Annotated in this window: 14 protein-coding genes; 6 read left to right on the forward strand and 8 right to left on the reverse strand. The window is 73.4% G+C overall.

The features are described 5' to 3' along the window. Nucleotides 1–1,885: penicillin-binding transpeptidase domain-containing protein (locus tag ACYU7L_RS04185; protein ID WP_460793993.1), on the forward strand; the 1,885-nt coding region annotated here is incomplete at its 5' end. 50 nt (nt 1,886–1,935) lie between these two features. On the opposite strand, the gene ACYU7L_RS04190 is transcribed toward ACYU7L_RS04185, so the two are convergent. After that, nucleotides 1,936–2,550, reverse strand: a complete 615-nt coding sequence (locus ACYU7L_RS04190) for a DUF305 domain-containing protein (RefSeq protein ID WP_460793994.1) — start codon at nt 2,548–2,550, stop codon at nt 1,936–1,938. Between the two features lie 99 nt (nt 2,551–2,649). On the opposite strand from ACYU7L_RS04190, the gene ACYU7L_RS04195 reads away from it, so the two are divergent. Then, complete coding sequence (locus ACYU7L_RS04195) at nt 2,650–3,645, forward strand: glycoside hydrolase family 6 protein (RefSeq protein WP_460796568.1); 996 nt, start codon at nt 2,650–2,652, stop codon at nt 3,643–3,645. An 82-nt stretch (nt 3,646–3,727) separates the two neighbouring features. Here the strand turns inward: ACYU7L_RS04195 and ACYU7L_RS04200 are convergent, their stop codons facing one another. Genes ACYU7L_RS04200 through ACYU7L_RS04210 form a run of 3 tightly spaced genes read right to left on the reverse strand, consistent with a single transcriptional unit; the run spans nt 3,728 to nt 8,101 of the window. After that, on the reverse strand, nt 3,728–5,980 hold the full coding sequence (locus tag ACYU7L_RS04200; RefSeq protein WP_460793995.1) for a transglutaminase family protein: 2,253 nt from the start codon (nt 5,978–5,980) through the stop codon (nt 3,728–3,730). 10 nt (nt 5,981–5,990) lie between these two features. After that, a complete protein-coding gene (locus ACYU7L_RS04205; RefSeq protein WP_460793996.1) occupies nt 5,991–7,133 on the reverse strand; it encodes a DUF58 domain-containing protein in 1,143 nt (380 codons plus the stop codon). Next, a complete protein-coding gene (locus ACYU7L_RS04210) occupies nt 7,130–8,101 on the reverse strand; it encodes an AAA family ATPase (protein WP_460793998.1) in 972 nt (323 codons plus the stop codon). Before ACYU7L_RS04210 ends, ACYU7L_RS04205 begins: the two co-directional genes overlap by 4 nt. 94 nt (nt 8,102–8,195) lie before the next feature. Here ACYU7L_RS04210 and ACYU7L_RS04215 point away from each other — a divergent pair, with 94 nt between their 5' ends. Next, nucleotides 8,196–9,662: a protein adenylyltransferase SelO gene (locus tag ACYU7L_RS04215; RefSeq protein ID WP_460794000.1), complete on the forward strand. Its 1,467-nt coding sequence runs from the start codon at nt 8,196–8,198 to the stop codon at nt 9,660–9,662. 19 nt (nt 9,663–9,681) lie between these two features. On the opposite strand, the gene ACYU7L_RS04220 is transcribed toward ACYU7L_RS04215, so the two are convergent. From ACYU7L_RS04220 to ACYU7L_RS04230, 3 genes are read right to left on the reverse strand one after another with little or no spacing between them, the layout of a single operon-like run. After that, entirely contained in the window at nt 9,682–9,975 is a 294-nt protein-coding gene (locus ACYU7L_RS04220; protein ID WP_460794001.1) for a transcriptional regulator, read from the reverse strand. Then, on the reverse strand, nt 9,965–10,405 hold the full coding sequence (locus tag ACYU7L_RS04225) for a hypothetical protein (RefSeq protein WP_460794002.1): 441 nt from the start codon (nt 10,403–10,405) through the stop codon (nt 9,965–9,967). The genes ACYU7L_RS04220 and ACYU7L_RS04225 overlap by 11 nt, the downstream gene beginning before the upstream one ends. A 49-nt stretch (nt 10,406–10,454) precedes the next feature. Next, complete coding sequence (locus tag ACYU7L_RS04230; RefSeq protein WP_460794003.1) at nt 10,455–10,844, reverse strand: ankyrin repeat domain-containing protein; 390 nt, start codon at nt 10,842–10,844, stop codon at nt 10,455–10,457. A gap of 183 nt (nt 10,845–11,027) precedes the next feature. Between ACYU7L_RS04230 and ACYU7L_RS04235 the strand changes: the two genes are divergently transcribed. Genes ACYU7L_RS04235 through ACYU7L_RS04245 form a run of 3 tightly spaced genes read left to right on the forward strand, consistent with a single transcriptional unit; the run spans nt 11,028 to nt 12,463 of the window. Next, the gene (locus ACYU7L_RS04235) at nt 11,028–11,366 is read left to right on the forward strand and encodes an STAS domain-containing protein (RefSeq protein ID WP_460794005.1); all 339 of its coding nucleotides are present in this window, start codon (nt 11,028–11,030) and stop codon (nt 11,364–11,366) included. Nucleotides 11,367–11,414: 48 nt separating this feature from the next. Continuing rightward, nucleotides 11,415–11,963 (forward strand): GNAT family N-acetyltransferase, encoded by a 549-nt coding sequence (locus tag ACYU7L_RS04240; protein ID WP_460794006.1) that lies wholly within the window; start codon nt 11,415–11,417, stop codon nt 11,961–11,963. Next, nucleotides 11,960–12,463, forward strand: coding sequence for a mycothiol transferase (locus tag ACYU7L_RS04245; RefSeq protein WP_460794007.1), 504 nt, complete (start codon nt 11,960–11,962; stop codon nt 12,461–12,463). Before ACYU7L_RS04240 ends, ACYU7L_RS04245 begins: the two co-directional genes overlap by 4 nt. A 98-nt stretch (nt 12,464–12,561) precedes the next feature. Here the strand turns inward: ACYU7L_RS04245 and ACYU7L_RS04250 are convergent, their stop codons facing one another. Further along, on the reverse strand, nt 12,562–13,143 hold the full coding sequence (locus ACYU7L_RS04250) for a hemerythrin domain-containing protein (protein ID WP_460794008.1): 582 nt from the start codon (nt 13,141–13,143) through the stop codon (nt 12,562–12,564). Nucleotides 13,144–13,184 lie beyond the last annotated feature (41 nt).

The following is a 13,184-nucleotide window of genomic DNA, read 5'->3' on the forward strand; positions in this document are numbered from 1 at the left end:
GACCCTCGCCAGCCTGACGACGCTCGCCCTGCTCAGCACAGGGATCACCGCCGGCTGCTCCGGCCCATCGGCCGAGGACGAGGCCGGCGACCTCGCGGACACCGTGGCCGAGGCGCTGAGCGAGCGCACCCTCGAGGGCGTGCCGCTGGCCGACGCGGGCGCCGACGCCGACGCGTCCGACGAGCTCGCGAGCATCCTCGAGCGGGTGGCCGACCTCCCCGTCGAGGTCGAGGCGGGAGACGCGACGGTGGACGGCGATGCGGCCACCGCGCCGCTAACCTGGGCCTGGGAGGTGGGCGCGGAGACCTGGACCTACGAGACCACCGCAGACCTGTCCCGCACGGATGACGACTGGGCCCTGAGCTGGGATCCCACCCTGGTCGAGCCGTCGCTGACCGAGGGCGAGGTGCTCGATGCCCAGGTCCTGCCCGCCCGGCGCGGCGACATCCTCGGCGCGGGGGACCGACCGCTGGTGACGAGTCGCGACGTGCTGCGCTTCGGCGTCGACAAGACCAAGGTCGCCGGCTCCCGGGCGACGAGCTCGGCACGTCGGCTCGCCCAGCTCCTCGACCTCGAGGTCGCGGCGTACGTCGAGCGCGTCCGCACCGCCGGCGACAAGGCGTACGTCGAGGCCGTCGTCCTGCGCGAGAGCGACGCCGAGCTCCGGGTCCTGCAGTCGGCCCAGGGCATCCCCGGCGTTCTCGTCATCGGGGACCAGCTGTCCCTCGCCCCCACCCGGGGGTTCGCCGGCCCGATCCTGGGGACCGTGGGCGAGGCCACCGCAGAGATGATCGAGGAGTCCGACGGGGCGCTCGAGGCCGGTGACGTCGTCGGCATCTCAGGTCTGCAGGCGCGCTATGAGGAGCAGCTGGCCGGCACGCCGGGGATCGCGATCCGGGCCGTGCCCCAGGCCGAGGCGGACGCCGGCGACGCGCGCACGCTCTTCGACGTCGAGGAGACCAGCGGCGAGCCGCTGCGCACCACCCTCGACGAGCGGGCGCAGAGCGCCGCCGAGTCGGCACTGGCCGACATCGGCCCCGCCAGCGCGCTCGTCGCGATCCGGCCCAGCAGCGGCGAGATCGTGGCGGCGGCGAGCGGGCCGGGCTCCGCGGGCTACAACACCGCGACGTTCGGCCAATATGCGCCGGGCTCGACGTTCAAGGTGGTGAGCGCGCTGGCCCTGCTGCGCAGCGGCCTTCGCCCGGACGCCCCGGTCCAGTGTCCGGCCACGACCACCGTCGACGGCAAGTCGTTCAAGAACTACGACGACTACCCCGCCTCCGCCCTCGGGCAGGTCTCGCTGCGCACCGCGATCGCCAACTCCTGCAACACCGCGATCATCGGGGCTCGCGACAAGGTCGGCGAGAGGTCCCTGGCCCAGGCGGCCGCGGCTCTCGGCCTCGGGGTCGACCACGACCTCGGCTTCCCGTCCTACTTCGGCGAGGTACCGCCCCCCGAGAGCGAGACGGAGGCCGCCGCCGACCTGATCGGCCAGGGCCGGGTGCTGGCCTCGCCGATGGCGATGGCGACGGTGATGGCCTCGGTGAGCGCCGGTCGGGCGGTGCTGCCGACGCTGCTGCCCGACGTCGAGGTCGAGCAGACGGCTCCCGAGCAGCCGCTGACCCCCGGCGAGACCCGCGACCTGCGCGCGATGCTGCGGGCGGTGGTCACCGAGGGGAGCGGCTCGTTCCTGGCCGACGTGCCCGGCGAGGTGATCGCCAAGACGGGGACGGCGGAGTACGGCTCCGGGACCCCGCTGCCCACCCACACGTGGATGGTGGCGGCTCGCGGCGACCTGGCCGTGGCGGTGTTCGTCGAGACCGGCCAGTCGGGATCCCAGACCTCCGGCCCGATCCTCGAGCAGTTCCTGCGCGCCGTCGACTGAGGTCGGGCAGGCTGGGGGGTCCGGCAGGCTGGGGTCGGGCAGGCGCCGGCTCAGGAGGCGAGCATCTCCTCCATCATCTCGATCTCGGCCTGCTGACCGGTCACGATGTCCTCGGCGAGCTCGACGGCCTCGTCGTACTGACCGTCCTCCTGCTGCTCCTCCGCCATCTCCACGGCGCCCTCGTGGTGCTCGACCATCATCTCCAGCCAGAGGTCCTCGAACTCCGCGTCAGACGCCTTCTCCAGCGCGGTCATCTGCTCCCCGGACATCATCCCCGGCATGTCGGTGTCGTGCCCGTCCCCGTCCCCGTCCCCCTCCCCGTCGCCGTGGGCGTTGGCGTGGTCGCGCATCGTCTCCGGCACGGGCTCGTCCCACGAGACCAGCCAGTCGCTCATCGTCTCGATCTCCGGGGCCTGCGCGTTGCGGATGTCCTCGACGAGCTGCTCGGTCTCGGGGCTGAGGGGGCGTCCCAGCGTCAGGTCGACCATCGACAGCGCCTGGGCGTGGTGCTGGATCATGTCGGTCGCGAAGGCGACGTCGGCCTCGTTGAACTCCGTCGCGGACTTCTCCGGCTCCGAGCTCGACTCGTCCCCGCTGCCGCAGCCCGCGAGCAGGGCCAGGGCGGCGACGGTGGCAAGGGGCACGGCGCGCGACAGGTTGATCATGAGGTGGACGGTACCCAGGGGAGGGAGAGATCCCGCAGGACCGGTGCCGGAAACCCTCCTCGCGATCACCCGCCCCACTAGGCTGCCCTGGTGAGAGACATGGCTCCGGCACGAGCGTTCGCGCTGGCGCTCATCCTCGGACTGGGTCTGGCCGCCCCCTCCGCTGCCGGACCGGCGACCTCTCCGGTCCCCTCCCTGAGCGAAAGAGCCGAGCCGGCCCAGGAAGCGACCCGTCGAGCACCGGACCCGCGGCTGACCCGACCGGTCTACGTCGACACCGAGTCGAACGCCTTCCGAGCGGCCACCACCGACCCGGCGTACCGTCCGATCGCGACGGCGCCCCAAGCCTTCTGGCTCACCGATCACCACCCGGTCAACCAGGTCGCTGCCGTCGCAGCGGGGTACGCCGACCGCGCCGTCGCCGCGCGGCGGACCCCGTTGGTCGCGCTCTATGCGGTCCCCGGCCGCGACTGTGGCTCGCACTCCGCCGGCGGCTTCACCCCGCCGGTCTACCGGAAGTGGGTCAGTCAGGTCGCACGGGGGCTGCGTGGCCGCCAGGCGATCGCCGTCCTCGAACCCGACGCGGTCCCCATGATCGGCGACTGCACCGGACAGGGCAACCGCGCGGCCCTGCTGCGTCAGACGGTCCGCAAGCTCTCGAAGGCCGGGGTGTGGGTCTATCTCGACGCCGGACACAGCGGGTGGCACGCCGCACCCGACATCGCCGGGCGCCTGGCCCGAGCCGGCATCGCGAAGGCGCGCGGTTTCACGACGAACGTGTCGAACTTCCGCACCACAGCCGTCGAGCAGGCCTACGCCGCACGGATCGCCGTGGAGCTGCGCAAGCTCGGCCACCCGCGCAAGCGCTACCTGATCGAGACCGCGCGCAACGGCGCCGGCCCCGGCGACGGCACGTGGTGCAACCCTCCGCACGCGCGGCTCGGCCCCCGCCCGCGTTGGCTGCGCAAGGGCCTGCTGGACGGCTACGTCTGGGTGAAGCGCCCCGGCGAGTCGGACGGCGAGTGCAACGGTGGCCCGTCCGCCGGCACGTGGTGGCCGGACGGGGCGCGCCGGCTCCTCGGCCTGGCGCCCTGACGCTGGGTCCCTGACGCTGGGTCCCTGACGCTGGGTCCCTGACGCTGGGTCCCTGACGCTGGGTCCCTGAAGATGGGCGCCCTCAGCCGCGTCGACTCCGCAACGAGGCCGGCGAGATCTTCGCCCACCAGCGCCGCCGCCGGCTGACGTCGCGGGCCATGGTGGCGCGGGCCTGCTGCGACGCGGCCCACACCAGCGAGAGGTCGTCCGGGGTCGGCTGTCCCGGTCCGAACGCCCACGCGTCGACCTCGTCGGCGAGCGGGAGCAGCACGGCGTCGGGATGGGCGGCAGCGAGCACGAGGGCACCCTCGCGACGCGTCGCCGCGTCCGGGGAGCGCGACCCCAGGTCGGCAGCGGCGTCGACCACCTCGGCCCAGCCGCCGACGGCGCGTTCGACGGGAGTCCCTCGGGTGCGACGACGTCGACGCCGCCGCCCCTTGAGGAGTACGACGAGCAGCGGCGGGACCGTCACGGCGAGGAGCAGCACCACCAGCGCGAGCAGCCACCACGCGGGCGTGGACCCCTCGGGCGCGGCGTCGTCCGCGTCCTCCGCCTGGTCGTCCCGGTCCTGGCGCTGTCCCTTGCGACCCTTGCCCTTCCCGTCGGACACCTCCACGGGCAGGGTCTTCTCGCGCGGCGGGGTCGCCTCGATCGGCACCCATCCGTGCCCCTCGAAGGACGCCTCCGCCCACACGTGCAGGTCGGCCCCGGTGAGCTCGACCTCCTCGGCTCGTCCACCGCCGGGTCCCTCGGGGCGGGTCTCGCGGTGGAAGCCGAGCACCACGCGGGCGGGGATCCCGAGCTTGCGCGCCATCAGGGCCGTCAGCACGGCGTACTGCTCGTCGTCGCCGACGATCTCGCTGCCGGTCAGCAGCGCATGCATCCGCGGTGCGCTGTGCCCGGCGGGCGAGCGGCCGTCGGAGCCGTCGGAGAAGTAGCCCCAGAAGCTCAGGGTCTCGGCGATGCTCGCGAGCCGCAGCGCAGGGTCGGTCTCGTCGGCGGCGAACTCGACGGCCTTCTCCAGGACGATCGAGGGAACGCGCAGCACGGGGGGAAGCCGGTCGCCGCCGGGGTCGATGCCCGCGAGGTCCTCCAGGCTGACCGCGGAGCGGGGAAGCACGACGTTGACGCGGTAGCCGTCGCCCTCCTCGAGACCGGCGGTGGTGAGCACGTTGCCGGTCGCCGGGTCGTAGTGCGCGCTCTCGGCGAGCAGGCCCGCCCGCGGCCCGTCGAAGACGAGACGACGCAGGTCGCCGCCGCCGGGCAACCACACGCCGTCGTATCCCTCGACCGTGACCTGGACGGTCGTGGTGTTGCCGCCGTCTGTCCCCTCGGGCGGCTCGACCTCCTCGTCGATCTCGACGTAGCCGGCACCACCGCCGTCGTCGTAGACGACCCCGTCATAGCTCTCCAGCGTCGCCACCCGCAGCCGCCCCGTCCGGGGAAGCCCGCGGACACTCAGCAGCGTCTCGTAGCGCTTCCCCTGGGCGAGGTCGCGGTAGCGCAGCAGCGGGCTGGGATAGGACCCCAGATCGAGTTGGGGCACGGCACTCTCGCGGAGCACGTCGCGGTCGGTGACCGTGGACAGCCCGGCCGCACCGGCCCCCGCGACACCCGTCGCCAGGCCGAGTACGGCGAGCCCCGCCAGCGCACCCCGTCGTCGCGAGGCCCAGCCGGCCCCGGCCGCCGGGGCGAGGGCGCGAGTCCGGGCACTGCGCCACGACGCCCAGGCCAGGCCGCCGACGCCGAGCATCAGCCCCTGGGGCACCGCCCACCGGTTCTCCTCGGTGCCCCACAGGATCGCGCTCATCACGAAGAGCAGGACTGGCACGAGGGCCCAGAGGGGGCGTCGTCCGCGCAGGGCGAGCGTCCCGGCCGCCAGCGCGCAGAGCATCCCCGCGAGGTAGGGCAGCACGGTGGCCCCCGACTCCTCGGGCGCGGGGGTGCTCAGCGTCGGCAGCTCGCCCCACACCGAGAGCGAGAGCGAGAGCAGCCGTCGAGCCGTGTCGGGTCCGGGCGCCACCCCGGCCGTGGCCTCGCCGGGCAGCGCGAAGAGCCCCCCGAACAGCAGGAACACGGTGGAGGCCACGGACGCCGTGAGCCACAGCGACCACCCCCTCCAGGAGGAGAGCAGCGCGACGAGCATGCCGAGCTGGACGCCCCCGCCGGCGGCGCGGTAGCCCGGAAGGCCACCGAAGACGGGCCCGTAGGCCATCACGCCCACCCCGAGCAGGACGATCAGGACGATCACGTCGACGACCGAGCTGACCGAGAGATCACGCGGCTGCGCCCCCCGACCACGCCCGGCAGCGCCTGCGCGGCGCAGGATCCTCATCGTGGGCCGCTCACGCCAGGGTCCGAAGCCCGCGGGGCAGGTCCGCGAGATCGGCGACGTCGAGCACGTCGACCTGCTGGACCCGGTGCCGGGCAGGAGGCTGACCGTCCAGGCAGCGTACGGCGAACGCCGCGACGTCGCGGGGCAGCGTGGCGGCGGCCGAGGCCAGCTCGTCGGGACCCGCGCCGCTGCCCAGGACGAGAGCGCACACCGAGGTGTGCGGGAAGAGCGCGAGCCCGCGGGAGGCCACGTCGCCCAGCTGCGGGCCCAACCGAGCGGGGTCGGGCTGCCACTCGAGGCCCGAGAGCCGGTCGAGGAGCGCGGTCGGAGTGCGGAAGGCGAGCGGCCCGGCCTGGGTGACGACCGCGACCTCGCGCCCCTCGCGCAGCGCCTGCACGCTCAGCGACGCAGCAGCCGAGACGGCCAGCTCGAACTCGGACGCCGCCGCGTAGTCCTCGGCGCGCACGGTGAGGGCGACCAGCAGCTGGGTGCGCTTGGTCTCCTCGAACTGGCGGATCACCAGGCGTCCCACCCGGGCGGTCGTGCGCCAGTGGATCGCCCGTCGGTCGTCGCCGGGGACATAGTCGCGCAGCGAGTGGAAGGCCAGGTCCGAGGACGAGAGGTCGAGGGTCGCGGCGCCGTCGACGTCGCGCAGGAACGAGGCCGCCGCCCCGTCGAGGCGCAGGGTCCGGGGATGGACGTACTGCTCCACGACCTCGGGCCAGACCTGGGTGCGCCGGATCAGCCCGAGGGTGTCGCCGCGCACGGCCGTGACCGGGCCGAGCGGGATCACCGCCCGGCGATCGGTCGGGACGGCGAACTCCTCGGTGTGCTCGGCTCCGCCTGCCATCCGGGGCAGGCTGAGCGTGCCGAACGGCAGCTCCACCCGGACGCCGGCCAGGGGGCGACGCGCCCGGTTCGCCACCACCACCCGTCCGGCGGCGGGCTCGCCGACGCCGACCCGCGGCGTCACCAGCTCGAGATGCACGGCGTAGTCGGCGTCGCCGCGGGTGTGGACCACCGCGACCAGCAGCGCGACCGCGAGGACCAGCGCGAGCGCCAGGAACTCCAGCCAGCCCTGCCAGACGCCCAGCACCGCGACGACCAGGCAGCAGGCCAGCGTCGCGCGACCGAGCGTGGTCCAACCACTCACCCGGCGCTCGCCAACGCCGGCGGCTGGACCGACTCGAGCGCACGCAGCACGACGTCCTGGGCGCTCCTGCCGCCGAACTCGGCATCGGGCGCCAGCACCAGCCGGTGGGCCCAGACCGGCACGGCGAGCTGCTTCACGTCGTCGGGCAGCACGTAGTTGCGCCCGGCGGCCGCCGCCCAGACCCGGGTGGCCCGCACCATCGCGATGGCCCCGCGGGTGGAGACGCCCAGCGTGGTGTCCGGGTCCTCGCGGGTCGCCTCCACGAGGCGCTGGACATAGTCGAGCACCGCGGTGTCGACGTGGTTGAGGCGCACCAGGTCGGCCATCTCGGCGATCGCGGTCGTCGAGATGACCGGGGACAGGCCCGCGGCCCGGTCGGGGCTCGCCGATCCGGCCAGCACCTCGATGGCCGCCGCCCGGTCGGGGTAGCCCACCGACGTCTTCATCAAGAAGCGGTCCAGCTGGGCCTCCGGCAGCCGGTAGGTCCCGGCCTGCTCGACGGGGTTCTGGGTGGCGATGACCATGAACGGCCGGCCCGCGTCGTGCCGCGTGCCGTCGACGGTCACGTGCGACTCCTCCATCACCTCGAGCAGGGCCGACTGGGTCTTGGGCGAGGCCCGGTTGATCTCGTCGGCCAGCACGATCGAGGCGAAGACCGGCCCCCGGTGGAACTCCCACGTGCCGGCGTTCTGGTCATACATCGTCACGCCGGTGATGTCGGAGGGGAGCAGGTCGGGGGTGAACTGGATGCGGCTGTGCGAGCCCTCGACGGTCGCCGCGATCGCGCGCGCCAGCGCCGTCTTGCCGGTCCCGGGAGCGTCCTCGAGGAGCAGGTGGCCCTCGGTGAGCATGCAGGTCAGCGCGAGCCGGATCGCCGGGGTCTTGCCGAGCAGCGCCTGTCCGACGTTGGCGCTCAGCCGGTCGAAGATCTCGGCGAACCACGTGGCGTTCTCGGGCGTCAGGGTCATGGACGCACAGACTAGGTGCCGCCGGGCTCCGGCGGAGCGAAAAGTCCCGTCCCGTCCAGCGGTGGGCGCCCGGGTGACCCGTACTCTCGAAGAGGTGACCGGCACCCCAGTCCCGACCCTCTCCCTCCAGTCGCGGTTCGCGCACGAGCTGCCGGAGCTGGCGCTCCCCTGGCAGGCCGAGGAGGCCCCCGCGCCGCAGCTGCTGACGCTCAACGAGCCGCTCGCGGCCGAGCTCGGTCTGGACGCGGACGCGCTGCGCGGCACGGACGGCCTGCGGCTGCTGGTCGGCAACCTGGTGCCCGACGGCGCCAGCCCGGTGGCGCAGGCCTACGCCGGCCACCAGTTCGGCGGCTTCTCCCCTCGGCTGGGCGACGGCCGGGCGCTGCTGCTCGGCGAGCTCGAGAGCACCGACGGGCGGCTGCGAGACCTGCACCTCAAGGGGTCGGGGCGTACGCCGTTCGCGCGGGGCGGCGACGGCCTGGCCGCGGTGGGCCCGATGCTGCGCGAGTACGTCGTCAGCGAGGCGATGCACGCCCTCGGGATCCCCACCACCCGCTCCCTCGCGGTCGTGGCCACCGGCCGGCCGGTGCGGCGCGAGAGCGTGCTCCCCGGCGCCGTGCTCGCCCGCGTCGCGAGCAGCCACCTGCGCGTGGGGACCTTCCAGTTCGCCCGGGCCACCGGCGAGACCGACCTGCTGAGCCGACTCGTCGACCACGCCGTCGCCCGCCACCACCCGCAGGCGGCCGGGACCGACCACCGGGCCCGCGCCCTCTTCGACGCGGTCGTCTCCACACAGGCGTCGCTGGTGGCGCAGTGGATGCTCGTCGGCTTCATCCACGGCGTGATGAACACCGACAACATGACGATCTCGGGCGAGAGCATCGACTACGGCCCGTGCGCGTTCATGGAGGCCTACGACCCCGGCACCGTCTACAGCTCGATCGACGAGGGCGGGCGCTACGCCTACGGCAACCAGCCGGGCATCGCGCAGTGGAACCTCGCCCGGCTCGCCGAGGCGCTGCTGCCCCTGCTGCACGACGACCAGGAGCAGGCGATCGCGATCGCCACCGAGTCGCTGGGGGCCTTCGCGCCGCAGTACGACGCCGCCTTCACGGCCGGCCTGCGGGCCAAGCTCGGTCTCCCCCCGGGGCTCGACGACGCGCTCGTCCGCTCGCTCGCCGATGACCTGTTCGCGCTGCTGCGCGACAACCACGTCGACCTCACGTCGTTCTTCCGCAGCCTGGGGGCGGCCGCCCGCGGAGACGTCGAGCCCGCCCGCGGGCTGGTCCTCGACCTCGCGGGGTTCGACGAGTGGCTCGAGCGCTGGCGCGCGCTGGGCCCGGACGGCGAGGCGATGGACCGGGTCAACCCCGTCTACATCCCCCGCAACCACCTCGTCGAGGAGGCCCTCACGGCGGGAACGGCCGGCGACCTGGCGCCCCTGAAGCGGCTGCTGGACGCCGTCACCTCGCCGTACGACGAGCGCCCCGGGCTCGAGCGCTATGCGGAGCCGGCGCCGGAGGACTTCAGCGCGACGTACCAGACCTTCTGCGGCACCTGAGCGTCCGGCTGAGGCTCGGTCAGGCCTCGGCCACGATCTCCTGCAGAGCCCGCACGTGCGCCGCATAGGCACGCGACCCCTCGGCGGTCAGCGACAGCCACAGCCGGTTGCGGGAGTCCCGCAGCGTCCGCTCCTGCTCGACGTACCCCGCCTCCGCCAGTTGGGACAGGTGCTTGCTCAGCGCCGACTTCGAGACGCCGAGCTGCTCCTGCAGCACGGCGAACTCGACCTTCTGGGCGGCTTTGAGCATCGCGCAGATCCGCAGCCGGTGGGGGGCGTGGATGACCTCGTTGAAGGCGGCCTCAGCGGGCATCGCCGTACTCCCGCCGGTAGGCGCGGCCGGTGAGCAGCACCACGGCGGCCGAGAAGACGGCGCCGATCGCCCAGACCCAGCCGGCCCCGGTGGCGTCGGCGACCAGCGCACATCCCGCGAAGCTGGCCATCATGGCGACGAGGAAGGGCAGCATGTCGCGCAGGCTCGGCGTGACCCCGGCGACGCCGTCGCGATAGAGCCAGTGGCGCGAGCCGAGGAGCACCGCGACCGCGCCCAGTCCCAGGGTCGCCGCCGCGGCGCCCTCGGAGGGGAGCATCCGGACGAGGTGCAGCCCGGCCACGAGGGCGGCCATCACCGGATAGAACCACCGGGGCAGCGGTGGGTAGCGCACGGCGCTCTCGTCGCCCGCCAGCTGCGCCAGGAGCTCGCGCGCCTCGTCAGGAGTCGGTGAGCCGGATCCAGTTTCCATACAGGAAACCCTAGGGCCTTGTTTCCAGAGTGGCAACAGGAGCGGGTGCTCAGCGCCCCATCAGCGAGAGCATCTCCGGCAGCTCGAAGAACGTCGCGATGGCGACCGCGGACTTCTCGCCCAGCTCGGGATCGGCCCCGGCGGCGAGCAGGTCCCGCACGATCCTTTCCTCACGGCGGAACACCGCCGCGGCCAGCGCGGTCTGTCCCCGATCGTTGACCCGCGCGTGGTCGGCACCGCGCTCGAGCAGCGCCCGCACCAGCGCGGCGTGGCTGTAGTAGGCCGCGAGGATCAGCAGACTGTCCCCCGAGCTGTTGGTCAGGTTCACCGGCAGACCCTGGTCGACGTACGACGCGAGCATCTCGGTGTCGCCCGTGCGGGCCAGCTCGAAGGCCGACTGCAGGAAGGCCAGCTCGTCGGGGGTCAGCTCCTCGGTCATCCTGACAACCTAACGGCCGCACCGAAGGGGCCCGCGGGCCCCGATGCGTCCCGCTGCGACACCTGCAGTTAGCGCAGGAACACCCTGCTTGAAACCTGTCGCACCTACGGTGGGACTCCGAGGTCCATCCGACCTCACCGCACGACATCCCGCCACCTCGGGACCCACCACCGGAGCACAACCATGAGCAGTCTCAGCATCGTCCCCGACGCGGGACGCCAGGTCATCGAGATCGACGGCGATCTCGACTGTGTGACCTCCTACGACCTCCACCGGGCCGTGAGCGCCGCCCTCAGCCAGGGACAGCGCCGCATCTGGCTCGACCTCACCCGGGTCCGCACGATCGACGTCGACGGCGCCCAGGCCCTGCACCGCTGCACCGACCAGGTGCTGGCCGCCGGCGGCGAGCTCAGCTTCAGCGGCATCAGCCGCGCCGCCCTGGCCGGGCTGGCCACGATCGAGCACCGGCGTCTCCACCCGACCCAACCGTCGCTGCCGTCCCGGCCGTCCCGCACGGCCTGAGCCGCCCGGGCGGTGGTGAGCGATGGGCGTCGACCTAGCCTGCCGCCCATGCAGATCACTCTCCTGCCGCGCGAGCACCAGCCCACCGACAGCGAGGTCGCCCCACTCCTCGACCAGCTCGCCGACCTGCTCGTCGACGCCGTGGACTCGGGCGCGAGCGTGGGATTCCTGGCGCCGCTCGGCCACGACGCAGCCGTGCGATGGTGGGCCGCGGCTCTCGCGGACCCCGACACGGCGACCTGGCTGGCGCGGGCAGAGGCCGCCGGCCCAGTGGTCGGTGTGGTCCGACTGGTCCTCGCCGGCATGCCCAACGGGACCCACCGGGCCGAGGTCTCCAAGCTGCTCGTGCACCGCGGGGCACGTGGCCAGGGGATCGGCCGCGGGCTGATGCGTACGCTGGAGGAGCACGCGCACGCCATCGGCCGGACCCGGCTGGTGCTGGACACGGAGACCGGGAGCCAGGCAGAGTCGCTCTACGAGAGCTGGGGATGGGACCGCGTCGGCACCATCCCCGACTATGCGCTCGGCCCGGACGGCCGCCTCGGGGCGACGACCTTCCTCACTCGCGCGACCGCCCCCGAGAGGACGTCACCATGACCCCTGCTGACCTGCTGATCGACTCGTTCGGCCGCGTGCTGGAGGACGGCCTGGCCGTCCTCGACGGCCTCTCCGCCAAGGAGCTCGCCCACCGCCCCGGCACCGACAGCAACTCCATCGCCTGGCTCGTCTGGCACCTCACCCGTGTCCAGGACGACCACGTCGCGGAGGTCGCGGGGCTGGAACAGGTCTGGACCGCCCAGGGCTTCTGCCAGCGGTTCGGGCTCCCGCTCGAGGAGAGCGACACCGGCTACGGCCACACCCCGGCGCAGGTCGCGGTGGTGCGCGCCGACGCCGACCTGCTCGCGTCGTACCTCCGCGCGGTGCACGAGCAGACCGTCGGCTGGCTGCCCGGTGTCACCGCCGCAGACCTCGAGCGGGTCGTCGACGAGCGCTGGGACCCGCCGGTGACGCTGGGCGTGCGCCTGGTGAGCGTCGTCAACGACGACACCCAGCACGTCGGCCAGGCGGCCTACCTGCGCGGCCTGATCGCCACCTGACCCCAGCCCCGGTCCCGGTCCCGGTCCCAGAAACATTGCGACAGATGGGCTGACCCGGAGCCCGATCCCCAGCCATTTCGTCGCAATGTCTCGGTGGGTCAGCCCTTGGCGAGCACCGCCTTGACCGCGTCGCGGGTGCGGTCGAGGACCGACGCGAGCGGGCCGGCCATCAGGTTGGTGGTCATCGAGCTGCCGACGCTCGGGTGCGGGTGCGTGGGGGCGATCGCCTCGGCCGCGAGCACGGCCTGCGCCATGAGCTGCAGCCGGTCGGGGGCCACGTCGCGGCGCAGCAGCGGGAACTCCTCGCGCTCCTCGGCCTCGGCGTGCGCGAGGACGGCGTCCTTGAGGGCGGCGAGCTTCTCGGAGAAACCGTCCTCGTCGACCTTCATGCCGTCGAGGTCGGCGAGCATCTTCTTGGCCGCGGTCTCCTCCTCGAGCCGGGCGTCGACGACGTCGTTGCCGCCCTCGGAGGTGCGAGCCCGCGGGTGGGTGATCAGCTCCTCGGCCGTCTCGTGCACGGCGAGGAAGCGCCGCAGCTCCTCGAACCTCTCCTGCTTGGTCTCCGTGCTGCGGGCGCGCCCCACCTCGGCGAAGAGGTCGCGGATGTGCTGGTGCTGACGCTCGAGGAGCGCGACGACGTCGTCGTTGGGGCCGGTGGTGCTGGTGGCGTTCGCGGTCATGAGGCTCCTTCGGGGGAGGGACACGGGCGCCAGGGAGGTAC

This window comes from Nocardioides pacificus, assembly GCF_054775955.1.